This is a genomic window from Gardnerella sp. DNF01144 (genome assembly GCF_049244245.1).
GTDB classification, from domain to species: Bacteria; Actinomycetota; Actinomycetes; order Actinomycetales; family Bifidobacteriaceae; genus Bifidobacterium; species Bifidobacterium piotii.
On sequence record NZ_CP058390.1, the window covers coordinates 332,474 to 356,431 of the forward strand.

At 42.4% G+C, this 23,958-nt stretch carries 18 protein-coding genes and 1 pseudogene; 15 read left to right on the forward strand and 4 right to left on the reverse strand.

The annotated features are described in order from the left end of the window. Window positions 1-39: 39 nt before the first annotated feature. Window positions 40-2,181 (reverse strand): M13 family metallopeptidase, encoded by a 2,142-nt coding sequence (locus HXT36_RS01280; RefSeq protein ID WP_016841628.1) that lies wholly within the window; start codon window positions 2,179-2,181, stop codon window positions 40-42. A gap of 91 nt (window positions 2,182-2,272) precedes the next feature. Here HXT36_RS01280 and map point away from each other — a divergent pair, with 91 nt between their 5' ends. The 12 genes and pseudogenes from map (at window position 2,273) to HXT36_RS01340 (ending at window position 16,208) form a co-directional block, all read left to right on the forward strand. Continuing rightward, window positions 2,273-3,046, forward strand: coding sequence for a type I methionyl aminopeptidase (gene map / locus HXT36_RS01285; RefSeq protein ID WP_016785904.1), 774 nt, complete (start codon window positions 2,273-2,275; stop codon window positions 3,044-3,046). A gap of 93 nt (window positions 3,047-3,139) precedes the next feature. Then, the gene (gene prfB, locus HXT36_RS01290; protein WP_016635958.1) at window positions 3,140-4,261 is read left to right on the forward strand and encodes a peptide chain release factor 2; all 1,122 of its coding nucleotides are present in this window, start codon (window positions 3,140-3,142) and stop codon (window positions 4,259-4,261) included. A 111-nt stretch (window positions 4,262-4,372) separates the two neighbouring features. Then, window positions 4,373-5,656, forward strand: coding sequence for a cell division ATP-binding protein FtsE (gene ftsE / locus HXT36_RS01295; protein WP_421778964.1), 1,284 nt, complete (start codon window positions 4,373-4,375; stop codon window positions 5,654-5,656). After that, a complete protein-coding gene (gene ftsX / locus HXT36_RS01300; RefSeq protein ID WP_032812849.1) occupies window positions 5,656-6,579 on the forward strand; it encodes a permease-like cell division protein FtsX in 924 nt (307 codons plus the stop codon). The genes ftsE and ftsX overlap by 1 nt, the downstream gene beginning before the upstream one ends. 205 nt (window positions 6,580-6,784) lie before the next feature. Next, window positions 6,785-8,101, forward strand: coding sequence for a CHAP domain-containing protein (locus tag HXT36_RS01305; RefSeq protein ID WP_230470819.1), 1,317 nt, complete (start codon window positions 6,785-6,787; stop codon window positions 8,099-8,101). 53 nt (window positions 8,102-8,154) lie between these two features. Continuing rightward, window positions 8,155-8,643 carry an SsrA-binding protein SmpB gene (gene smpB / locus HXT36_RS01310; RefSeq protein WP_004130644.1) on the forward strand — a complete coding sequence of 163 codons (489 nt, stop codon included), beginning with the start codon at window positions 8,155-8,157 and terminating at the stop codon, window positions 8,641-8,643. Between the two features lie 620 nt (window positions 8,644-9,263). Next, window positions 9,264-10,190: an ABC transporter substrate-binding protein gene (locus HXT36_RS01315; RefSeq protein WP_421778967.1), complete on the forward strand. Its 927-nt coding sequence runs from the start codon at window positions 9,264-9,266 to the stop codon at window positions 10,188-10,190. A 116-nt stretch (window positions 10,191-10,306) separates the two neighbouring features. Then, on the forward strand, window positions 10,307-11,302 hold the full coding sequence (locus HXT36_RS01320) for an amino acid ABC transporter permease (RefSeq protein WP_421778969.1): 996 nt from the start codon (window positions 10,307-10,309) through the stop codon (window positions 11,300-11,302). 83 nt (window positions 11,303-11,385) lie between these two features. Then, window positions 11,386-12,207, forward strand: coding sequence for an amino acid ABC transporter ATP-binding protein (locus HXT36_RS01325; protein ID WP_415688347.1), 822 nt, complete (start codon window positions 11,386-11,388; stop codon window positions 12,205-12,207). Window positions 12,208-12,605: 398 nt separating this feature from the next. After that, window positions 12,606-12,734 (forward strand): annotated as a pseudogene (locus HXT36_RS01330) (amino acid ABC transporter permease); the annotation flags it as partial. A 107-nt stretch (window positions 12,735-12,841) separates the two neighbouring features. Beyond that, window positions 12,842-14,749: a glutamine--fructose-6-phosphate transaminase (isomerizing) gene (glmS, locus tag HXT36_RS01335; RefSeq protein ID WP_421778971.1), complete on the forward strand. Its 1,908-nt coding sequence runs from the start codon at window positions 12,842-12,844 to the stop codon at window positions 14,747-14,749. Window positions 14,750-14,765: 16 nt separating this feature from the next. Further along, a complete protein-coding gene (locus HXT36_RS01340) occupies window positions 14,766-16,208 on the forward strand; it encodes an ABC transporter substrate-binding protein (RefSeq protein WP_421778973.1) in 1,443 nt (480 codons plus the stop codon). A gap of 81 nt (window positions 16,209-16,289) precedes the next feature. Here HXT36_RS01340 and HXT36_RS01345 read toward each other — a convergent pair whose 3' ends face one another. Next, entirely contained in the window at window positions 16,290-17,060 is a 771-nt protein-coding gene (locus tag HXT36_RS01345) for a type III pantothenate kinase (RefSeq protein WP_016786294.1), read from the reverse strand. Window positions 17,061-17,259: 199 nt separating this feature from the next. On the opposite strand from HXT36_RS01345, the gene HXT36_RS01350 reads away from it, so the two are divergent. Continuing rightward, a complete protein-coding gene (locus HXT36_RS01350) occupies window positions 17,260-19,023 on the forward strand; it encodes a glycoside hydrolase family 13 protein (protein ID WP_421778975.1) in 1,764 nt (587 codons plus the stop codon). A gap of 96 nt (window positions 19,024-19,119) precedes the next feature. Here the strand turns inward: HXT36_RS01350 and pdxT are convergent, their stop codons facing one another. Beyond that, window positions 19,120-19,719, reverse strand: coding sequence for a pyridoxal 5'-phosphate synthase glutaminase subunit PdxT (gene pdxT, locus HXT36_RS01355; RefSeq protein WP_421779222.1), 600 nt, complete (start codon window positions 19,717-19,719; stop codon window positions 19,120-19,122). Between the two features lie 22 nt (window positions 19,720-19,741). Next, window positions 19,742-20,677 (reverse strand): pyridoxal 5'-phosphate synthase lyase subunit PdxS, encoded by a 936-nt coding sequence (gene pdxS / locus HXT36_RS01360; protein WP_004113518.1) that lies wholly within the window; start codon window positions 20,675-20,677, stop codon window positions 19,742-19,744. Window positions 20,678-21,135: 458 nt separating this feature from the next. Here pdxS and HXT36_RS01365 point away from each other — a divergent pair, with 458 nt between their 5' ends. Further along, window positions 21,136-22,827, forward strand: a complete 1,692-nt coding sequence (locus tag HXT36_RS01365) for an ABC transporter substrate-binding protein (protein ID WP_421778977.1) — start codon at window positions 21,136-21,138, stop codon at window positions 22,825-22,827. Window positions 22,828-22,987: 160 nt separating this feature from the next. Then, on the forward strand, window positions 22,988-23,956 hold the full coding sequence (locus HXT36_RS01370; protein ID WP_421778979.1) for an ABC transporter permease: 969 nt from the start codon (window positions 22,988-22,990) through the stop codon (window positions 23,954-23,956). Window positions 23,957-23,958 lie beyond the last annotated feature (2 nt).

Here is a 23,958-nt window from a genome sequence, read left to right on the forward strand (position 1 = left end):
ATTTGTTTATATTATTTGCGACTTACAAAATGTTGCGATTTACCAAATGTGTACGCGCTCGCTTGGGTCGAGCCACATCTCGTCGCCTTCTTTAACGTCGAATGCGTTGTAGAACAAGTCAACGTTGCGAGCAATGCCGTTAGTGCGGCACTCTGCAGGGGAGTGTGGGTCGATTTGAAGGTATTGCTCCGCAATCTCGTTACGAGACTTTGAACGCCACACAAGCGCGTAGCTTAAGAAGAATCGTTGCAAAGCAGTGAAGCCATCTACCTTAGGAGCGTTCAGCAAAGTTTCGCGAATCGCATCGTCACTTCCGTCAATCTCTTGCCCATTGCTCTTTTGCAAAGCAAAAGCGTACGCTTTAAGCGCAATAGTTACGCCGCTTAGATCGCCAATATTTTCGCCGATTGTTAAAGCGCCATTTACGTGAGGCATTGCATTGCGCTCTTCTTTGCTCTTTAAGTGAGAGTATTTAACAATAAGCTGCGTTGGTGTAAAAGCATTGTATTGCTCAATAAGCGCTTTAGTGCGCTCAGTGAAGTTGGTTTTGTCTTCTTCAGTCCACCAATTGTTAAGCACGCCGTCGCCATCGTATTCGCAACCTTGATCGTCAAAACCGTGGCCGATTTCGTGGCCAATTACTGCACCAATAGCACCGTAATTTGCTGCGTCTGGAGCACTTGGGCTAAAGAATGGAGGTTGCAAAATCGCAGCTGGGAACACAATTACGTTAAGCAGTGGATCGTAGTAAGCATTTACGGTTTGCGGAGTCATCTGCCACTCTTCACGATCCACAGGTTCTCCAGCTTTTGCAGTATACCTACCAAACACAAATCGAGAAACTTCGCGCATATTCTCAATTAAGCCAGCGTCTTCCTTAATATTTAGCGCAGAGTAGTCAATCCAATGGTTTGTATAACCAATATTTGGCTCAAACTTGCTAAGCTTTTCCAAAGCCTTTGCCTTAGTCTCCTCGCCAAGCCAGCTGCTGTTAGAAATCGATACGCGGTATGCGTTAATAAGATTGCTAACTAAGCCTTCCATATACTTTTTAGAAGACTCAGGGAAGTGCAAACGCACATATTCGCGGCCAACTTCTTCGCCGCAAGCATCGTCAACAACTCCGATTGCGCGCTTCCAGCGGTCGCGAGGCTTTGTGGCACCAGAAAGCACTTTGCCGTAGAAGTCGAATCTAGCTCCAGCAAAGTCCTCGCTTAACATGCTTGCCCAGCACAAAATCACATGAACGCGTGCCCAAAGCTTTAGATCTTCTAAGTCGGCTTCTTGCCAAATCTTATTCAATCCTTCTATAAAGCTTGGCTCGTGAACTACTACTTTGCTAAAAGCTTTGCGAAAATCTATTGGCTGATTCTTTGCTTCTTCCGAGTTATCGTAAGATTTTTGAGCAGCATCTAAGAAGGCGTCAAGATTTAACGCTTCAAGCGTTTTTGCCAAATCCGCATAATCGTAAGGATTATAAGTTTTTTGAGAATCGCGTGTTGCTACATTATCCCAATGGTTGCTTGCGATTTGTGTCTCAACCTTCAAGAAACGTTCCGATTGCTCGCTTGTAGTAGTGGCATCTCCGTAACCAGCTAATCGCAGCAACTTTGCTACCATTTTTACGTATTCAGCGCGAATCGGAGCGTAATTATCTTCGCGATAGTATGCTTCGTCTGGCAAGCCCAATCCAGCCTGCTCAATGTGCATAATATTCGTCTTAGGGTCTTTAGGGTCTCCGCATACGCCAAAAGCAAACATTGCATTTGGACCGCCGTATGGAGTAAGAGAAGCAATAGTGCGAACTAAGTCTTCTTTGCTGCTAGCTGCATCAACAGCGTCTAAATCGCTCTTAATTGGCGTAATTCCAGCTTTTTCAATAGATGCAGTATCTAAATAGTTACGGTATAAGATTCGCGACTTTTTGGCTGGGCAATCTTCACTTTCTAAAATATCTCGAATTTGCGTCTCTGCATCTTCTGCAAGCTTGTAGAAAGCACCAAACATTGGCTTATCTTCTGGAAGAGTGTAAGTGTCAATCCAAGGACCGTTTACGTAACGGAATAAATCGTCTTGTGGTCGAATAACCGAAGAGAAGGAAGCTGGGTCAAAATTTACAGCAGAAATTTCCTTCTGCGATTCTTTATTATTGTTATTATTATTTTCATTGTTATTAGGCATGTGCCTAGATTACAAGTATTAAGCGACATCATTGTCTAGTATTTTCGCCATATTTTGTGCTATTTTCGTGCCTGCGCGTTAGTCTTAAATCATGATTGAACTTAAAACTCCATCCGAGATTGAAGCTATGAAGCCTGCGGGTCGCTTCGTTGGTAGTATTCTTAAAGATTTACAAGCAATGACAAAAGTTGGAACAAATCTTCTTGAGATTGATGACTTTGTTCGCCAACGCATTATGAGCCGTAAAGGTGCGTCTTCTTGCTATGTTGATTACGCTCCTGATTTTGGAACTGGTCCTTTTGCGCACTACATTTGCACTTCTGTAAACGATGCTGTTCTTCATGGTGTTCCTTTTGATTACAACCTTAAAGACGGCGATTTGCTAACGCTTGACTTAGCGATTAACGTTGACGGATGGGTTGGAGATTCTGCTGTTAGCTTTGTTGTTGGAAAGCATGCAGATCCAGAAGATTTGCGCTTGATTAAGTGCACGGAGGAAGCACTCGAGGCTGGCATTAACATGGCTCAGCCTGGCAACCGTCTTGGCGATATTTCTGCAGCTGTTGGATGCGTTGCTCACGAGTATGGTTACAGCGTAAATCTTGAGTTTGGCGGCCACGGAGTTGGCCATATTATGCATGGCGATCCGCACGTTCCTAACGATGGCACAGCGCATCACGGCTACAAGCTTCGCCCAGGCTTGGTTATTGCGATTGAGCCATGGTTCTTAAAGACTACTGACGAGATTTATCAAGATCCAAAAGACGGTTGGACTCTTCGTTCTGCAGATGGTTCGCGCGGTGCTCATAGCGAGCATACGATTGCAATTACAGAGAATGGTCCAGAGATTTTGACTGTTCGTTAAACTTTTAATAGTAAATGTGTAAAGCGTTAAAAAGCTTTAAATAGTGATTGCGTAAAACGAACATAATAAAACATAAAGAGGTACTTTAAGTAAATGGCGGAATTTGATTTTGCTCAAGCGCTAAATGATGTTGAAGCAAAGTATTCTTCGATTTCTAAAGCAATAGATATTGATTCGCTTAAGTCTACGATTGCAGATTTAGAAAAGCAAGCTGCAGAGCCTGGACTTTGGGACGATTCTGAGCACGCTCAGCAAGTTACGAGTAAGCTTTCGGCAGCTCAGTCTCAATTAAAGCGTTTGCAAGCTGTAGATCAGCGCATTGAAGATGCTAAAACTTTGATTGAGCTTGGGCAAGAAGAAGGCGATGCCGATTCTATGAGCGAGGCTCAAGAGGAGCTTGGCGCTATTGCTCACGAGTTGGACGATATGGAAGTGCAGACTCTTCTTGACGGAGAATACGACGCGCGAGCAGCTGTAGTTACTATTAGATCTGGCGCTGGTGGCGTGGATGCTGCTGATTTTGCGCAAATGCTTCTTAGAATGTACTTGCGCTGGGCAGAGCGAAATGGCTACAAAACTAAGATGATGGACACGTCTTATGCGGAAGAAGCTGGTATTAAATCTGCGACTTTCCAAGTGGATGCTCCATACGCGTATGGTCGTCTTTCCGTAGAAGGCGGCACTCACAGAATGGTTCGTATATCTCCATTCGATAATCAAGGCAGGCGTCAAACTGGCTTTAGTGCCGTGGAAGTAATCCCACTTGTTGAAGCTACGGATCATATTGACATTCCAGATTCAGACATTCGCGTAGACACTTTCCAAGCGTCTGGTCCTGGCGGACAAGGCGTAAATACTACGTATTCTGCTGTTCGTATTACCCATTTGCCTACTGGTTTGGTTGTTTCTATGCAAGATGAGCGCAGCCAGATTCAGAACCGTGCCGCTGCAATGGCAGTTTTGCAATCGCGTTTGCTTGTGTTAAAGCATGCAGAAGAAGCTGCTAAAAAGAAGGAGCTTGCTGGAGATATTAAGGCAAGTTGGGGAGACCAAATGCGCTCCTACGTTCTTCACCCGTACCAGATGGTAAAGGATTTGCGCACAGGCTACGAAACTTCGCAAACTCAAGCTGTTTTTGACGGAGATATTGACGGTTTCATTGAAGCTGGCATTCGATGGAGGCACGAGCAGCGAGTTGCTGCAAAGCGCGGATAATTGCGTCTAGGTTGTTTTGACTTAGCGTAAAGCGCCTAAAATCAAAAACAATCTATAAGATAGTAAAAAGTAAAGAATATCGTTCAATAGTTCGTAAAGGAAAATGCAGATATGTCTCTGATTTCGCTAGAACATGTGTCGAAGATTTATCCTAAGGGCACACGCCCCGCTTTGGACGATATTTCTTTAGACGTTAATCGCGGCGACTTTGTGTTTCTTGTGGGCGCTTCTGGGTCTGGTAAGACAACGCTTTTGAGTTTGCTTTTGCGAGAAGAAGAAGCCACAAAAGGCGAGATTCACGTTGCTGGCAACGACTTGAGGCGACTGGTAAATCGCCAGGTTCCGCAGTATAGAAGGTCACTTGGCTTTATTTTTCAGGATTATAAGCTGCTTAATAATAAAACTGTGTATCAAAATGTGGCTTTTGCACTAGAGGTTATTGGCACGAGCCGCTCTACGATTAAGTCGCTTGTTCCGCGAGTTTTGGAAACAGTTGGTTTAACAGGCAAAGAGAATAATTATCCGCACGAGCTTTCGGGTGGTGAGGCTCAGCGAGTTGCCATTGCGCGCGCGTACGTTAATCATCCGCAAATTCTTCTTGCAGACGAGCCTACTGGAAACTTGGATCCTACAACTTCTCTTGGAATTATGGAAGTTTTGGACGCTATTAATCGCACGGGTACTACGATTGTTATGGCTACGCACAATGAGGAAATTGTTAACTCTATGCGAAAGCGCGTTGTGGAGCTTCATTCTGGTCATATTGTGCGAGATGAGCGCGAGGGTTCTTACGATTCTGCGCTTTACTTCCCAGACGCAGATGTTGAGCAAAAGTCGAAAGCTCAACAAGCTGTAGAAGGAGACTCCATTAGTGCGGCTGTTGCTGATTCTAAGGGCGGTTCTAAGAGCGGTTCAAATGGCGAATCAAATGCCGAATCAAATGCAGAATCTAGCTCAAATGCTAATAGTCAATCACCTATAGATGCAAATGGTTTTGACGAGTCGCAAGAAAATTATCGTTTTATGTCTAAACGTGCAAAGCGTGCAGTTCAAGCAAAAAAGGCAATGGATGCTGTTGCTCAAACTTTGCAAAATGGGTCCGAAAATAATGAGGGCATTGCTCGTCTTGCGCAATCTGTTCATTCTGGCAGAACGGGTAGATATGGCGAGGTTTTTCAGCCTTTAGAAACAACTATGACTTGGGGGCGTGGGCTTTCGATTCCGCCTGCTCCGCCTGCAAAAAAATCAGAAGATAATGGTGATGCCAGTAGGGTTGACGAGTCGAATGAAATAAGCTCTAATAGCAAAGCTAGCGATAGCGAAGCGAATAAAACAGAAGCGAATAAAACAGAAGTGAATAATAGCGAAAATCTTAAGAACGAAGGAGACGAGTAATGCGATTGCGATTCATATTCTCCGAAACGTGGATTAGTTTACGCAGAAACGTTTCTATGATTATTTCGGTAATGCTCGTTACCTTCATATCGTTCTTGTTTATAGGCGCATCTGTTCTTATGCAAGCACAAATCACAAAAGCTAAGGGCGATTGGTACGACAAAGTAGAAGTTGTTGCATGGCTTTGCCCAGATGGCACGAGTCAAGCAGCATCTTGCGCTTCTGGAAAAGCTCCAACAAAGAGCGAAATCGTAAAGTTAGAAAACATTATTAACCAAGAACTTGGCTCGGACGTTTCAAACATAACTTACGTTAGCAGAAGCGAATTTTACAAAAACACTTTTCTTAAGCAATATCCTAATGGCTTATATCAAGGCCGCACTTTAACAGCTGCAGATATGCAAGATTCCTTGCGACTAAAGCTTACGAATCCAACAAAATATCAAGTTGTTTCCGAGGTTCTTTCTGGTCGTGAAGGCGTAGAAGAAGTTGTGGACCAAAGGCAGATTTTTGACCCCGTGTTTAGTGTTTTGAATCACGCAACAGCTGTGACTATTGTTCTTGCTGCAGTTATGGTTGTTGTTGCGATTATGCTTACAGGTACTACGATTCGCATGTCTGCGGCTTCTAGAAAGCAAGAGACAGAGATTATGCGACTTGTTGGCGCTTCTAATTGGACAATTCGCATGCCGTTTATTTTAGAAGGAGCGTTTGCCTCTCTTATAGGATCTTTGCTATCTGGGTGCGCGCTAAGCATTGTTGTTAAGGTGTTTATTACAGATTGGCTTGCACAAAATGTTCGTTGGATGCCGTTTGTTAATCAAGCAACTGTTTGGATGACTGTTCCAGCGTTGGTTATTGGAGCTGTTTTGCTTTCAATAATCGCCTCCGCGTTTGCTTTGAGACGATATTTGCAAGCGTAAATCATCTTAAATATAAATATAAGTGATATAAAACTTAAGATTGGTTTGAAACGCTTACGATTAATAACATTTTCAATGTATAATTCGCTTTAGTGCTTGTAAAGGTTGAAAGGAAAGCAAGTTGGGTAGAAAGTTTGAAAGCAAAGGATGCTATTTTTACTATTCTAAACGCGTTGTTACTAGCGTGATTGCGCTAAGCGTTCTTATGCTTTCTGCATTTACTATTCTACTTGCGTATACTCCTTTGCGTGCGAATGCTGTAACAATGCAAGATTACAACAGAAAAGTGCAAAGTAATGCGGCTCTTAAAAAGCAATTGGCTGGAGTTAGTAAGCAGCTTGCAGATAAGATTTTAGAGCTTAATGATCTTAACGAGCATCAAATTCCAAACCAGATTCGAGCAGCTCAACAGGCTCAAGATCAAGCGCAACAAGCAATGAGTCTTGTTGAATCAACAAATCAGCGTTTGCAATCTGCTCAAAAAGATAAGCGCGATTTGGAAGAAAAGATTAAAAAAACTGGCGAAGATTTTGACGATGCAAAGGCTGCTGTGGCTCAGCTTGCGCGAAAAAGTTTCCACGGTTCAAACGCTTCTAACGTAATGGCTATGGTAACCAATTCAACAACTACCGAGCAATTTGTTGGAAAACTTCAATCGGAAGCTGCTGTTGTTCGTAGTGAGGCGAATGCTGCTAACGATGCTGCTGTTACTTTGAATAACTCAATGAATAGGCGTCAGCGTTTGGCTGCTATAGAAGATGAGATTCAAAAATTAAAGCAAAAAGCTCAAGACCAGGCACAAAGCGCGCAAGCTGCTGCAAAAGCTGCTGTAGATAAGCAGCGTTCTTTGCAAAATTTGCGAGACCAGGGAAGTGTTCTTAGAAAGCAGTTGGAAAGTCAAAAGAACAGTCTTACGTCTCGTGCTGCTCGTGAGGCTGCAGAAATCGTTGCGTTAAAGTCTCAAATCGACGCTCAAGCTAGGGCTTTGGCTGCGTCTGCTGCAGCTCGCATGAATCCAAATGCTAATCGCCAACAAATACGTGGTGGCGGCTGGAGTGCGCCTTATTTGCCTGCGTTGCCTCTTTCTAATGGTGCTGCAAGTGGTATGAATTACTCAGTTCCTGGCAATTGCCCTGCTGGTGCTGGTAATTGCTACGGACATAATACTGGTAATACTGCTGGGGGTTCTGCGTACCCTGCTCGCCAGTGCACGCTTTGGGCATATTTGCGTAGGTCGCAGCTTGGTTTGCCTGTTGGATCATTTATGGGAAACGGCGCAGACTGGGCAAATTCTGGGCGCAGACTTGGATATCTTGTAAATCGTACTCCACACGTTGGTGCTGTTATGGTGTTTTCTAGAGGTGCTGCTGGATCCGACCCTACGTATGGTCACGTTGCTGTTGTTGAGCGCGTAAATTCCGATGGCTCCGTGCTTATATCCGAAGGTGGCGTTGGGTTTGCAACGTTCCCGTCTTATAGGACTATCGGCAATGCTGGAAACTATGAGTACGTTCACTATTAATTTTTAATTTTTATGATTTGATTTAGGTATGACTCGATTTAGGTTGGTGTAATTTGGATAAAAAACCTGGTTCAGATGGTACTTTAACTGTTGCAAGAAATAAAAAAGCTAATCACGACTATGCGATTGAAGATTGCTACGAAGCAGGTATTGCGCTTACTGGAACCGAAGTTAAGTCTTTACGAGAAGGTAGAGCTTCTTTAGCTGAAGCGTTTGTAAATATTGATAGACGTGGTGAGATTTGGCTAGAAGGCGCAAATATTCCAGAGTATCTAAATGGAACGTGGAATAATCATGCGCCAAAACGCAAGCGTAAGTTACTTCTTCATGCTGTTCAAATTGCTAAGCTTTCTAGGCAGATTGAAGCTAAAGGTTATACGATTGTGCCTTTGAGGATTTATTTTAAGGGCAGTTACGCTAAAGTTGAGATTGCTTTGGCGCGAGGCAAAAAAGAGTACGATAAGCGACAGGCGTTGCGCGAAGAACAAGATAAGCGCGAGGCTTTGCGCGCTATGCGATACAAGAATATGCAATCTAGGTGATTGATGTTGCGCGGGCGAATCGACTTGCATGAGCGCTTTGACTGAGCTTGAAATTGCATAACGCATTTCAAGCTCCTTCAAAGCGTGATTTGGCTCAAATGTAAAGTCCAGTGGACTTTACATGCCAAATCAGCCGAGCGGCTACTAATAGCCGCGAGGAATAGCGTAGCGCGCGAATGCACTTCGATTCGCTGAGCCGCTCAAACGTAAAGTCCAGTGGACTTTACGTGCGGCGAAGACGTTCGCGCGCTTAGACCGCGCGAACGATGTGACGGGTTTTGTACCAAATTTGACCTAAATTACGTACAAAGTGCGGAAAATAATACTCGCATATTCCACTTACTTGGTGTTGCTCGGGCGCGACGACCTGCCATGTAGTGCGATTGTATAACGACACGCCGTATATTATTCATTTTTACGAATAATATACGGCTTTTTGATTTTGTAATTCGTTATTTTTCGCTATTTTTCAGCATATGCGTGTATGGCAATTTATGAATATTCAGTTTTTGTATTTTAATAATCGCAATTTAGTAGCGATATCGTGTATAGTTATGCATATCACTGTAAATTATAAGTTATTCATTCTTTAAAACTGAAGGATTGAACAGGAGAAGAAAATGCTTAAGTCAAATAAGATTTTTATGTTCGCTAAGCCAGTTGCTGCAATTGCAACTCTTGCATTGATTGGATGCACATGCGCATGCGGCCCTGCTGATTCTAAAGCAGAAGACCCAGATGTGGCACGCAGCTACGATGTAAGCAAAGTTCAAAAAGATGAAGAGATTGCAAAGCTTGTTCCAGAAAGCGTTGCAAAAACTGGCGAACTAACTGTTGGCGTAAATGTTAGCTATGCTCCTGCAGAATTCTTTGCTGCCGATGGCAAAACCCCAGTCGGTTACGAGATTGATTTTTCTAAGGCGTTAGCAAAGCTGATGGGCTTAAAAGCCAAGATTATGCATGCTCAGTTTGATTCCATTATTCCAGCAATCGGAAGCAAGTATAACGTTGGAATCTCTGGCTTTACAGTCAACGCTGAACGTATGAAGTCCGTTGATTTTGTAACGTATGCAAACGCTGGTTTGTCTTTTGAAGTTCGTAAAGGCAATCCAACTAAGGTGGATCCAAAGAATCTTTGCGGCAAAAAAGTTACATTAGAAACTGGCACTGTTGGCGAACCAATCATGGAAGAAGCCAAGAAGCAGTGCGTTGCAAATAACGATAAGCCGCTAGAAATCATGAGCTTTAAGGATCAAACAGATGCCACTACAGCTTTGCTTTCTGGCCGTGCAGATGTTATGTATGCAGACACTCCTGTTGCTGGTTACGCTGCAATAAAGAATAGCGGAAAGCTAGAGATTCTAGAAAGCAGCGATGACGCGGAGCCAATGGGTGCAGCTGTTAAGAAGGGCGATGCTAAGATGCTAAAGCTTATTAAGGCTGCAATCGATAAGCTTATGAAGAATGGCGTTTACAAAGACATTCTTAAAAAGTGGGGCGTTGAAAACGTTGCTATTAAGGAAGTGCAAGTAAACCCAGAAGTATGATTTTAAAGTTGGCGTGCGTTTGTAGATACTGCATAAGTAAAATCGCACGCCAATTTTTTGTATTTAATCTACATTAATTTGCATATGTTGCAACCTAAAGTCTTTATGGAGAAAGTATGTTTAACAGTTTAAATAAAAAGCCTTTGCAAAATTCGCAAGGAAGCGAGCGCATTTTGCCAGTTAAAAATCCTGGACCAATCGTAGCTGGCATAATCGTAGCAATAATCGCATGCTCACTGATTTATTCTATAGTCACTAATCCGCGATTTGAGTGGAATGTTGTTGGAATTTATCTTATAAGCAACAACGTTCTTGCTGGTATTGGTTGGACGCTAATACTCACATTCTTGTCTATGATTATTGCAATCGTTCTTGCTATAGGATTGGCTATGATGCGTAAGAGTGTTAATCCTGTTTTACGTGGTGTGAGCTGGTTCTTTATTTGGTTTTTCCGTGGTACGCCTGTTTATACGCAGCTTGTTTTTTGGGGTATGTTTGCGGTTCTTGTTCCTAAGTTGAGTTTGGGTGTTCCGTTTACGTCTGTTGAGTTTTTCTCGATTGATTCTAATGTTGTTATGACTTCTTTGAATGCTGCTGTTATTGGTTTGTCTCTTAATGAGGCTGCGTATTTGTCGGAGATTGTTCGTGCTGGCTTGGAGGCTGTGGATGCTGGTCAGGTTGAGGCTGCTCAGGCTTTGGGTATGGGTAGGTCTTTGACTATGCGTAGGGTTGTTTTGCCTCAGGCTATGCGTATTATTGTTCCGCCTTTGGGTAATGAGACTATTGGTATGCTTAAGACTACGTCTTTGGTTTTGGCTGTTCCTTTTACTTTGGAGCTTCAGTTTGCTACTAATGCTGTTGCTAATCGTATTTATAAGCCGATTCCGCTTCTTATTGTTGCTAGTGTTTGGTATTTGGTGATTACGTCTGTTTTGATGGTTTTGCAGGTTATGTTAGAAAAGCATTTTGGCAAAGGATTCGAAGCAAAAGACATTGTAAAAAATACGCAAATCAACTCAAATGCTGCAAAGCGTGGAGATAAAGCCATTAAAGCTGCTAGCGATGCTGTAAATGGTCGCAATAATGCAACAATGCTTGGATTTAACGCATAGTTGTATTGATTGCATAATGCAAGCATAAATAAGTGCATTATAAATGATAAAATTCCATTAGTTTTTATTAGATTTGAGGAAAAATGACTGATATTTTAACGGTTGATACACAAAGCCAAAATGTTACTAAAAGTGATACTCCAGCAGTAGTCATAGAGGATTTACACAAGTCCTTCGGCAATTTGCAAGTTCTTAAGGGAATTGATATGACTGTTAAGCCAGGAAGTGTAACAGTTATACTCGGTCCTTCGGGAAGCGGAAAGTCAACTTTGCTGCGATTAGTGAACCAGCTTGAAACAATCACATCTGGAAAAATTACGATTTACGGCGAGCGCATTGGCGTAAAAACTGTTGTTCGTAAGGGTAAAGAGGTTTTGCAAGCGTTAAACGATAAAGAGATTGCAGCGCAGCGCGCAAAGCTTGGAATGGTGTTCCAGCGTTTTAACCTGTTTCCACATATGACTGCTATTGAAAACGTTATGGAAGCGCCAGTTCACGTTTTGCATATGGACAAAATTGCAGCTCACGATTTAGCGGTTAAAGAGCTTGAGCGCGTTGGAATGGCGGACCGCGTAGATCATTATCCTTCTCAACTTTCTGGCGGCCAGCAGCAGCGAGTGGCTATTGCTCGCGCGCTTGCTATGAAGCCAGAAATAATGCTTTTTGATGAGCCTACGTCTGCGCTAGACCCAGAGCTTGTTGGAGAAGTGCTTAATGTTATGCGCGACTTGGCAAACGATGGCATGACAATGATTGTTGTAACTCACGAGATTGGTTTTGCTAGAGAAGTTGCAGATCAAGTTGTGTTTATGGACGGCGGAAAAGTTGTTGAATGTGGAACGTCTGGGATTATTGATAATCCTCAAACTGAAAGGTTCAAGGATTTTCTGCACAACGTTTTGTAAGCCTAACATATAAATGTAAATACGTAAAAATTAAAGTATTTTGTGTAAAATTATGAATAATTTATGGCTGTGGTGTTTGCTGCAGCCTTTTTATTTTGATTAGTATTATTATTCAAACAATTTTACGCAAAGAATATTTTGCGTAGTGTTTGGCGTGTTTGTGTAATAACAAACATAGTGTAAAGTTGTTCATTGTTTGAATATTCCATCCAATTTATTCGGAGATTAGTATGAGTGATGCATGTTCTTCATGCGAATCAAACTCGCATAGTAAGAACGGCGTTCGTGTATCTCGTTGGCTAAGATTTGTTGCTGCGTTTACGTCGCTATCTTTACTAGGATTTTCTAGTGCTTGTGGAACAAGCGATGCTGTTGGGCCAGATCCTCTTTTAGCTCGCATTCTTATTGTTGCTAGTGTTTGGTATTTGGTGATTACGTCTGTTTTGATGGTTTTGCAGGTTATGTTAGAAAAGCATTTTGGTAAAGGATTCGAAGCAAAAGCAGATAGCATTCATAGCAACAGATAGCAGTAATTGCAAAACATAACTGCAAAACATAACTGCAAAACATAATTCAAAACATAATTGCAAAACGAGTAGAAACGCACACGTTTTATAACGTACAATAGAAAATTATGTGTGGAATTGTTGGATACGCAGGTTTTGGCACAGTTTGCGCAAAGCCTTTAGAAGTTTGCTTAAACGGATTAGAACGCTTAGAGTACAGAGGCTATGATTCGTCTGGTGTAGCTCTTGCTGCTCCAGGAATGGATTCTATATGCGTGCGCAAAAAAGCTGGTCGCTTAGCTGTTTTAAGAAAAGATATAGCCGAAAATCCAATGCCAGAAGCGAGCGTTGCAATAGGCCACACGCGTTGGGCTACAAATGGCGCTCCATGCGACTTAAACGCGCATCCTCACGTTAGTGCAGACGGAAAAATCGCACTTATTCACAACGGTATTATTGAAAACGCTATTAGTCTTAAAGAACAAATGCAAAAAGAAGGCATAGAGTTTTCGTCTCAAACAGATACGGAAGTTGCAGCAAAAGCGCTTGGAAAAATCGCGAATCAAATAATTGAAGAAACTGGTAAGCCAGATCTTTTTGAAGCAATAAGACGAGTTGCAAAAATTCTTAAAGGAGCTTTTACTCTACTTGCAGTGGATGTTAGACAGCCTAATATTGTTGCTGCTGTTCGCCACGATTCGCCGCTTGTAGTAGGTGTTTCAAATAACGAGTATTTTCTAGGCTCCGACGTTGCTGCTTTTGTAGAATACACAGATAAGGTTCTTGAAGTTGGTCAAGATCAAGCTGTTTTAATCGGAGATATAGAAGGAAACAAAAAAGCACAGCTTTTACTTACAGATTTTGATGGCAATAAGATTGAAAACCCTAGTTGCTTTACAGTAGACTGGGATGCTTCTGCAGTAGAAAAAGGCGGATGGGATTCCTTTATGGATAAGGAAATCCACGAAGATCCGCATGCTGTAGCTGATACTTTGCGTGGGCGATTCGACGCAAAAGGGAACATTATTCTTGACGAAGTTAGGATTAGTCAAGATATTTTGCGATCAATCGACAAGATAATAGTTGTGGCTTGTGGAACAGCAAGCTACGCTGGATTAGTTGCAAAATATGCGATTGAACATTGGGTACGCGTGCCAGTAGAAGTGGAGTTGGCTCACGAATTTAGGTATAGAGACCCGATTTTAACGCATAGAACGCTTGTTGTTGCAATATCTCAATCTGGCGAAACAATGGACACTCTAATGGCGTTAAGGCACGCGCGTGAGCAGGGTAGCCGCGTGCTTGCAATATGCAACACTCAAGGCTCGAGTATTCCTCGAGAATCGGATGCTGTACTTTACACGCATGCAGGCCCAGAAATCGCAGTTGCTTCCACAAAAGCCTTCGTTGCGCAAATCGTAGCAGCATACATGCTTGGTCTTTATTTGGCTCAAGTCAAGGGAACAATGTACAGGGATGAGATTCAGCAAATCGTGTCTCAGCTTAAAGAAATGCCAGATAAAATTCAAAACGTTTTAGATACGCAAACGGACTCGATTATGCAAGCTGCAAAGCGAACGATGGACGCAAAATCGTTCTTGTTCCTTGGCAGGCACGTTGGCTACCCAGTAGCGCTAGAAGGCGCATTAAAGCTAAAAGAGATTGCGTACACGTTTACAGAAGGCTTTGCTGCAGGAGAGTTAAAGCACGGTCCGATTGCTCTTGTAGATAAGGGAGAGCCGGTTGTTGTGATTGTGCCATCTTCTAGAGGCAGAGACGTTTTACACGCTAAAGTGATATCGGGAATCGAAGAAGTTAAGGCTCGCGGAGCGTTTACGATTGCTGTTGCAGAAGACGGTGATCCAGATGCTGAGCGTTACGCAGATATTGTGTTTTGGCGCCCTAAGTGCCCAACATTGCTAAGCCCTCTTGTAGATGTTGTAGCATTGCAACTTTTTGCTATGAATATGGCAAAGCTTAAGGGCTACGACGTTGATAAGCCTAGGAATCTTGCAAAATCCGTAACTGTGGAATAGCAATACAATGAGTGTTATGAGTGCAAGAAGACCGCACAAAAATCGCAAGCAGATTGCTGACTATTTTGTTAGGCGCATAATAACTGCTGTTTTATGCGTTTTTGCTGTTGTTTTTTGTGCGTCATGCGGATCTGTTGATTCTAGAACTAAAATCACGGTGTGGTCTTGGGAGCCAAGCATGAAGCGGATTGCTGCAGATTTTGAGAAGCAAAATCCAGATATTCGCGTTAGTGTTAAAGACACAAGTGGGTATAGCAATCTTAATAGCGCTATTCAAGATGGCTATGGCATGCCAGATGTTGCTCAGCTTGAGTACTATGCTTTGCCACAATACGCTGTTAGCGGTCAGCTTCTAGACATTACAGATAGGGTACAGGGAACTCAAACATTTTACACGCAAGGATCATGGTCTTCTGTGCAATTAGGAGGCCGAATATACGGTTTACCAATGGATTCAGGGCCTTTAGCGTGGTTTTATAATCAAGATGTGTTTAGCCAAGCAGGCGTGGATGCTACGCAAATTCACACTTGGAAAGACTACATTCACGCAGCAAGAAAGCTAAAAAATATTGGTGTTTATATTGCTGCGGATTCTGGAGATGCTAGCTTTTACAACGCTATGATTTGGCTTTCTGGCGGGCATCCGTTTATAACCTCGCACGACGGAAAAACTGTTACTGTTCGCTTAAGCAAAGATAAAGGAACAAAAGACTTTACAAAATTTTGGCAATTAATGATTGACGAAGACTTAGTGGACACAAGGCTTACAACGTGGACTCCATCTTGGAAGAGCGCTGTTGGTTCTGGAAATGTTGCTTCCGTTTTTGCTGGAGCATGGATGACTTCGCTTTTAATGCACGATATTCCAGGCGGAGCAGGGCTGTGGCGTGTTGCAAGAGTTCCAACAATGGATGGCAAAAATCATAATGCGCAAATGGGCGGATCTGCGCTAAGTGTATTGCAATCTAGCAGGAAGCCAGAAGCTGCAATGCGTTTTGTTGATTTTGTTTGCCACAATCAACAAGGCATCAAAGAACGCGTTAGTTCGGGAGCATTCCCAGCAGACGTTGTAACTCTTAGAGATAGCGCATTTTTGAATAAGACTACTGTTTTGGATTCTAGAGGAATTAAAGTGCCATACTTTGGCGGGCAACACTTTAATAGAGTTTTTGCGGATGCAGCACAACATGTGTATACGGGGTACAAGTATTTGCCATTTGAAGTATATTCGCGTAGTGATTTTCGCTCCACAGTTGGCTTAGCTTATGATTGGAATCGAAAGTCAAAAGCGCGATTAAATACTAAAGCTATGATTGACGCTGGAATTAAGCAAGATGACGGAAAAGATTTTGTTCTTCCAGACGACCCTGGCCCTAAAATTCGTCTTAAAGACGGAATCGCGCTTTGGAAAAAAGACTTAAAAGAATACGGGTATAATCAAGGTTTTGTTGTGCGATAAGATGTTGTGCGCTATAAGTGCGAGCTAAGAGTGTTAGCTAATACTTATGCGCTTTAGGTTTGTACCCCAAAGGAAAAGTCGCTAGCAACCGATTGTTCTTCTATAAATCTCGTACATTCCCTTAAAAATCAAATTTGGATCGTAGTGATCAATCGAATCAACGTCTTTTTCAAAAAGTCGCCCCAAGCCTCCTGTAGCAACAACCTTAAACGGCTCATTTATCTCTATTTTGAATTGCTCAATTGTGCGCTCAATGCCCCCGAGGAAGCTGTAGTAGAGGCCAGCTTGCATAGCAGGACGAGTTGATTTTGCAAGAATGGATTTAGGGCGCGAAATCTCAACTTCTGGAAGCTGAGCAGTATTATCCCATAGAGCTGCCGCAGCCGAGCTGATTCCCGTGCAAATAAGTCCGCAAGTAATTGCTCCGCTTTTATCAACGTAGTTATAAGTTGTAGCTGTGCCAAAATCAATTACCAATGCTGGGCCGCCATATTCGTAAAACGCGCCAACACAATCTGCTAAGCAGTCTGCGCCCAAAGAGCGAGGCTCGTCAATCCTAATATTTACGCCAGTTTTTACTCCAGGACCTACAATCATAGGGTCGATTTGCAAAAACTTAACAATGCTTGCGCGGAACGAGTGCATAACTTTTGGAACAACAGAAGCAACAATAACATCTTCAACATCGTTTACGCTAAAACCGCTTAAATTAAGGAATTGCGTAATCATAATGCCGTATTCGTCGGAAGTGTGATTTGCTTTTGTAGTCATTCTATATGTGCCAACAATCTTGCCGTTATCTAAGAATCCAAGCACAATATTCGTGTTGCCAATGTCTACTGCTAAAAGCATATTCGCCTCCGTTGTGTTTGTGTGTTGCCAAACTTAAGTATGCGCATCTTTAGAGCAATACTACATTAATGCTAAGTCGTTGCGTGCAATTTGATTGTTTGTGCTTGCTGTTTTAGGAAATCACATAAAAGTGTGGCGGTGTGGCACAGTAGGTGATAAAGTCGAAAACAATGGCAGCGAGGCTAGAAAGGAATTGTAAATGATAAATCGTCAAGCAATATTGCATAGGCCACTTTCACAATACGCGTATTCTACGGCAGAATATTGCTTAACAATTCGCTTGCGTGCAGCAAAGAATAATCTTTGTTCATGCGTTTTGCACTACGGGAATCGCGTTGATTTAACTCCGTTAGACAAGTTTTGCACGCTGAAAATGGAAAAGATTGCAAGCGACGATTACTTTGACTACTATGAAGCGAATATAAGCAGCGATTTAGATAGAGTTTGTTATTACTTTGAGATGCAAGATGCGGATGAGCACTTGTATTTGTATGCCGATACTATTGCAGCTGATTTTCCAGAAGATCGTACAGAAGTCTACCAGTTCCCATTTATTCGCCGCGAAGAGATTAGCGACGTTCCACATTGGCTTAAAGAGGCTGTTGTTTACAACATTTTCCCAGATAGTTTTGCAGATTCTAAACGCGGCATAAGTTGCATTGCAAAAGATTATTTTGATGAAAAAACTGGCCAAACTTTACACACTCGTTTGGGCGGAACAATTAGAGGCATAATCGAAAACCTTGATTATATAGAAGATTTGGGCTTTAATTGCTTGTACTTAAATCCTATTTTTACAGCTGCAGAGTACCATCGTTACGATCTTCTTGACTACTACCATGTTTGCCCTAATTTAGGAACGGACGACGATTTTAGGGAGCTTGTTAGCGAGGTTCATAATCGCGGCATGCACATAATTATTGACGGCGTTTTTAATCATTCTAGTTGGTATTTCTTCGCGTTTGACGATGTTGTTAAAAATGGCGAAAATTCGCAATACAAGGATTGGTTCTATGGATTAAAGTTCCCTGTTGTGCGCCCCGAAGATGGCGAGCGCCCAAGCTATACGTGTTTTGCGTATGAGCGTAAAATGCCAAAGCTTAATACTTCTAATCCAAAAGTTCGCGACTATTTTATGGACGTTTGTCGCTATTGGCTTGAAGATTTTGATGTTGACGGTTGGCGTTTAGACGTTGCTAATGAGGTTGATAAAGACTTTTGGCGTGCCTTCCGCGCTGTTGCTAAAAAGACTAAAAAAGATAGTGTGCTAATTGCGGAGATTTGGGAGAATTCTGAGCGTTGGCTGCAAGGAGATATGTTTGACTCCACTATGAACTACGAATTCCGCAAAGTTTGCCGCGATTTCTTTGCTTTTGGTAAGATTAATGCGCGCGAGTTTAATAGTCGATTTGTGGATATGCTTTTAAGATACCCATTCCCGATTGTTCAAGGTCAATTGAATTTGCTTGATAGTCATGACGTTAGTCGCTTTAGGAGCTTGTGTGCGCAAAATTCCGCGGATTCTGGCGATTCTTGCGAGCAAGATAAGCGATTCCGTTTGGCTGAGCTTTGTTTGCTTACGTCTGTTGGAACTCCAAGCGTGTTCTACGGGGACGAGCTTGGCGTAGTTGGTTTTGAAGAGTGTGATTACCGCGCGGCTATGCCTTGGGTAAATCCTGTAAAGGATAATCGCGACTTGTTCCGCGAACTTATAAACTTGCGTAAAAGTAACGATTGCTTTAGTCATGGCAATTTTAGAGTTCTTGACTATGATGAGCGCGGAAAATTTGTGTTTGCGCGAGAAACCGACTCTAAGCGTGTTGTAGTGGCTTTAAATGCGTTTAATGAGTCTAACGATTCGTTTAGTGGCTTGCCAGATTGTAAACCGATTATTAGCTACAATTATGATGCTCAAAATCACTCTCTTGGAGCTTTTGGATACGCGATTTTTGAAGCAAAATAGCGATTTTTGCTGGCGATTTAATCAATAAAAGTGGCACTTAATCAAGTGATTTAAGTGCCACTTTTATTTACAAGCTTAAGATATTTGCAAATCCAACTACAAATCTAAGAAAAGCTGATGGATTCTAGTGTCTTCGTCAAGCTCTGGGTGGAAAGCTGTTCCGATTTGATTTCCCTGGCGAGCAGCTACAACGTTGCCATCTACTGTTGCAAGAGTCTCGGCATTTGAGCCGACTTGCGCAATATAAGGCGCGCGAATAAACGTCATTGGAACAGCTTCAAGACTGCCAAAATCCGATTCGCAATGGAAGCTTCCAAGCTGGCGGCCGTAAGCGTTTCGCTTAACAGTAACGTCTAGAGTGCCAAATCCACTAACTTCGTTACCTTCCACGTTTTTTGCAAGTAAAATCAATCCTGCACAAGTGCCAAGAACTGGCATTCCGCTTGCAATTCTCTCGCGCAAAGGCTCAAGCATATTTTGCTCTTTAAGAAGTTTAGTTTGCACAGTGCTTTCGCCGCCAGGCAAAACAAGGCGGTCAAAAGATTGCTCCAAATCTCGCGCTTGACGAAGCTCAATAACGCGCGCGCCAAGCTTTTCTAGCATTAAACGATGCTCAAGAAAAGCTCCTTGAACAGCTAGAACGGCTACAGTGTGCGCGCAATTATTTGTGTTGATAGGTGAGTTTGCCAAAATAATTCGCCTCAATCACTCGCTTAAATCACTCGCCGCGATTAGCCATTAAAAGCTTGATTTCCTGCTCGTTAATGCCAACCATAGCTTCGCCCAAATTCTCGGAAAGCTTAGCAATCATCTTAGCGTCTTTGTAATTAGTAACAGCCTTAACGATTGCAGCAGCGCGCTTTGCTGGGTCTCCAGACTTAAAGATGCCAGATCCAACGAACACGCCTTCTGCGCCAAGCTGCATCATTAAAGCAGCGTCTGCAGGGGTAGCAACACCGCCGGCTGCAAAGTTTACAACAGGAAGCTTGCCGTTTTGTGCAACGTACTTTACGAGATCGAAAGGCACGCGCAATGTCTTAGCTTCTTCAAAAAGCTCATCCTCGCGCATGCTTGTAAGCTTGCGTATTGCGGAATTCATCATGCGCATGTGGCGCACTGCCTGAATCACATCTCCAGTTCCAGGCTCGCCCTTAGTGCGAATCATGGAAGCACCCTCGTTAATCCTTCGCAAAGCTTCGCCCAAATCCTTAGCTCCGCAAACAAATGGAACTGCAAAATCGCGCTTGTTAATGTGGTACACGTCGTCTGCTGGGCTAAGCACTTCGCTTTCGTCAATGTAATCGATCTCAATAGCCTCAAGTACTTGCGCTTCTACAAAGTGACCAATGCGGCATTTTGCCATAACAGGAATAGACACAGCCTCTTGGATTCCGTGAATCATAGCTGGGTCGCTCATTCTAGATACGCCACCAGCTGCGCGAATATCGGCAGGAATGCGTTCCAACGCCATTACAGCGCAAGCTCCAGAATCTTCAGCAATTCGTGCCTGCTCTGGAGTAGTAACGTCCATAATCACGCCGCCCTTAAGCATTTGTGCAAGCTGGCGATTTAGAGCAGTGCGGTCTTGGCTGCCGTTATTTTGCGGATCTGAGGATTCGTTTACTGTTACTGTAGTATTCAAGTTTTCTGCCATTATTCCTCGCTTTTTATTGGCGTTTTATTGGTGCATTTTGCATGCATGCTGTGTGTAACATCTTTATGCGTCTGTTATACATTTTTGCAAATATGCAAGCTATCGTATTGTTTTTTGCGCACGTTTGCAAGTTTACGTCTGATGGCATTTAACCACATTCATAGGATATGTGATTAGAATAACGTCAAATTTTTATAGAATAGTGTTAAATTTTTTACACAATGATGTCAAATTTTTGTAAAAACGTATAAATATCAATTACTTATTAATGATTTATAACCAAGTTTTTAGACTCGCTCTAGTTTTGATTGACTTGCTAGCAAGCTACGATTATATACGCCGTTGACTTTGTGTTGCAAGTGTTGCAATTAGACAAAGCAACGAGCTTAAACAATTAAATAACAACATAAACAACAATTAAATAAATGTATCTAATTCAATCCAGAAAGGTTTGTTGAATGGATAACAAAGAACCCAAAGATGGCGCATACTCTAAAGATGCGACCGATAAATTCTATGGGCAAGAAAACGCGCAAGAGCGCCAAGAATCGCAAGCTGGCTTTAGTACAGATGCTTCGCTTAACGCTGCGTCTAAAAGTGCGTATAAAACCAATAAGCGTGGTTTGGGAAAATTCTGGCTTGTTTCTGTAGCAATCGTAGTAATCGCAGTAGTTAGCGCGATTGTTGCAACGCTTACAGGTCCACAAAAAAATCCTGCAAGTCAAACATCTTCTGCGCAAGTTTCAAATAAAACTGTGTCAATCGGATTAAAACTTGCTCCTACAAATCTCGATATTCGTAATCAATCTGGCTCATCATTGGAGCAATTGTTAATTGGAAACGTGTATGAAGGTCTTGTAGCTAGAAATACTAAAAATCAGGTTGTTCCATCCCTTGCAAAAAGTTGGAAAATAAGCAAAGATGGCTTAAAGTACACTTTCCACATGCGTAAAGGCGTTGTTTTTTCTAATGGGAATAAGCTTACTGCAAAAGACGCTGAGTGGTCTTTTAACGAGCTTGTTGCTAAGAAGTATCGCGGATCAAACATGGTTGGAAAAGTTGAATCCGCTAAAGCTAAAGATGATTACACGTTTGAAATCAAGCTTAAAGAGCCAAATGCAAAGCTTTTGTGGGCATTGTGCTCTAGAGCTGGCTTAGTTTTCGATAAGCTTGCGAATTATGACGCTAAAACTCAAGCAGTTGGATCTGGTCCATATTTGGTAGAAAAGTTTGTGCCAAACGACCGAGTTGTGTTAAAAGCAAATCCGCGCTATAAGGGCGTTAATAAGGCAAAAACTCAAAAAGTTGTTGTTCGCTATTTTGTAGACGATGTTGCTGCTGTAAATGCGCTTTCTTCGGGATCTGTTCAAGCTTTGGCGCCTATTTCTGGCCAGCTTGCTAAGCCTTTTAAGGCGGATTCAAAACGCTATGTTGTTAAAGCTGGAAACACTACCGATAAATTTGTGCTTGCTATGAATATGAATGGTGAGCGCACTAAAGATAAGCGCGTGCGTCAAGCGATTCGCTATGCGATTGACCATAAGCAAATTATTGCTTCGCGCGGAGGTACGGATGCTTTGCTTGGCGGACCAATTCCTTCTTTGGACCCAGGATATGAGGATTTAACTAAGATTTACGCGCATAATGTTAAGCGCGCTAAGTCGTTAATGAAGGAAGCTGGTTTTAGCGAGTCGAATCCTTTGCATCTTTCGCTTACTTACCCGAATATTTATGGAACGCAACTTGGTGAGCAATTGATGTCTCAATTAAAGCAAATTGGCATTGATCTAAAAGTAAACGTTGTTGAATTTACTACTTGGCTTCACGACGTTTATACAAATAAAAACTACGATTTGTCTATGGTAGATCACAATGAAAGCCATGATTTTGGCCAGTGGGCAGATCCTAAGTATTACTACGGTTACAACAATAAGCAGGTTCAGGATTTGTATGCTAAGGCAATGCTTTGCGCGAATATTAAGGAGTCTAATAAGCTTCTTGCTAAAGCTGCGCGAATCGTTAGCCAAGATGCTCCTGCAGATTGGTTGCTTAATTACAAAGTTGTTACAGCTAAGGTAAAGAACCTTGAAGGCATGCCTTTTGACATTAATCAGGTTCTTTTGCCGCTATACAACTTGCGACTTAAGTGATTTGGTCTAAATTCTCCCGCGTTTGTTTCTTTTTCTTGCTTTTGTTTACGTTTTAGCTCATTTAGTAAACAAAAGCGGGCAAACTTTCACGAGTTTGTTTACCAGTTAAGTAAAAAAGGGAACAAATGCGGGAAAACGATAGATTAAGTAAGGGGTTTGTATGAAGCGCATGATTCTTCGACGCATCGCGTTGTTCTTTGTAGCGCTGCTATTTATTTCTGCAATCGTATTTCTTGCTCTTAGAGTTTTACCTGGAGACGTTGCTCAAGTTATGGCTGGCTTAAATGCGCCAGATGGAAAAGTTGAGCAATTAAGACGCGATTTAGGATTAAACAAGCCCCTTTTCATTCAATATTTAGAGTGGATTTTTGGCGTTTTTAGGGGCGACTTCGGCATATCAATGCTCACTGGTCGCTCCGTTGCGTCCACTATTGCTATGCGTGCTAGCATAACTTTTCCGCTTATTTTTCTAGGGCTTTTAATTGCGCTCGCAATTGGTATTCCGCTTGGATGTTTGCAAGTTTTGCATTCTGGCAAGTCTTTGCAAGTCTTTTTAAGATTTTGCGCTATTGCAGGCGGCTCTGTTCCTGCTCTTTGGGGTGGAATGATTTTAATCATGATTTTTGGCAGGGGCATTGGCTTAGTTGAGATTTTTCCTACTCAAGGTTTTCCAACAGACGGTTGGAGTGATTTTTCTAGCGCATTTTTGTCTTTGATTCTTCCATCGCTAACAGTTGGCATTATTGTTGGATCTGGCTTTATGCGTTACATTGCAGCATCATTAGAGCAGATTTCTAATAGCGACATTGCTTTGCAAGCTATGGCTTGTGGAATGACTAAAAAGCAAATGATTTGGCGAGTTGGCTTGCGATTAGCGTTGCCGCAGCTTGTGTCTGTAATCGGCTTGACTTTTGCGCACATGATTATGGGCGTAATGGTTATTGAAAATCTGTTTTCGCTTCCTGGAATGGGTATGGGTCTTGTGCGCGATGTTGGTTTGCGAGATCTTATATCTGTTCAAGGCAATCTTTTTATGCTTTCTGCATTGTTCTTGCTTGTTGGGTTTGCGATTGACGTGTTGCATCGTTTGTTGGATTCAAGGCTTAGCCAAGATTCGAGTAGTGAATGATT

Bases quoted from the DNA above. Each gene is read 5' to 3' on its own strand.
- HXT36_RS01280 (WP_016841628.1), bottom strand. From the start codon at position 2,181: ATGCCTAATAACAATGAAAATAATAATAACAATAATAAAGAATCGCAG.
- map (WP_016785904.1), top strand. From the start codon at position 2,273: ATGATTGAACTTAAAACTCCATCCGAGATTGAAGCTATGAAGCCTGCG.
- prfB (WP_016635958.1), top strand. From the start codon at position 3,140: ATGGCGGAATTTGATTTTGCTCAAGCGCTAAATGATGTTGAAGCAAAG.
- ftsE (WP_421778964.1), top strand. From the start codon at position 4,373: ATGTCTCTGATTTCGCTAGAACATGTGTCGAAGATTTATCCTAAGGGC.
- ftsX (WP_032812849.1), top strand. From the start codon at position 5,656: ATGCGATTGCGATTCATATTCTCCGAAACGTGGATTAGTTTACGCAGA.
- HXT36_RS01305 (WP_230470819.1), top strand. From the start codon at position 6,785: ATGCTTTCTGCATTTACTATTCTACTTGCGTATACTCCTTTGCGTGCG.
- HXT36_RS01315 (WP_421778967.1), top strand. From the start codon at position 9,264: ATGCTTAAGTCAAATAAGATTTTTATGTTCGCTAAGCCAGTTGCTGCA.
- HXT36_RS01320 (WP_421778969.1), top strand. From the start codon at position 10,307: ATGTTTAACAGTTTAAATAAAAAGCCTTTGCAAAATTCGCAAGGAAGC.
- HXT36_RS01325 (WP_415688347.1), top strand. From the start codon at position 11,386: ATGACTGATATTTTAACGGTTGATACACAAAGCCAAAATGTTACTAAA.
- glmS (WP_421778971.1), top strand. From the start codon at position 12,842: ATGTGTGGAATTGTTGGATACGCAGGTTTTGGCACAGTTTGCGCAAAG.
- HXT36_RS01340 (WP_421778973.1), top strand. From the start codon at position 14,766: ATGAGTGCAAGAAGACCGCACAAAAATCGCAAGCAGATTGCTGACTAT.
- HXT36_RS01345 (WP_016786294.1), bottom strand. From the start codon at position 17,060: ATGCTTTTAGCAGTAGACATTGGCAACACGAATATTGTGCTTGGATTC.
- HXT36_RS01350 (WP_421778975.1), top strand. From the start codon at position 17,260: ATGATAAATCGTCAAGCAATATTGCATAGGCCACTTTCACAATACGCG.
- pdxS (WP_004113518.1), bottom strand. From the start codon at position 20,677: ATGGCAGAAAACTTGAATACTACAGTAACAGTAAACGAATCCTCAGAT.
- HXT36_RS01365 (WP_421778977.1), top strand. From the start codon at position 21,136: ATGGATAACAAAGAACCCAAAGATGGCGCATACTCTAAAGATGCGACC.
- HXT36_RS01370 (WP_421778979.1), top strand. From the start codon at position 22,988: ATGAAGCGCATGATTCTTCGACGCATCGCGTTGTTCTTTGTAGCGCTG.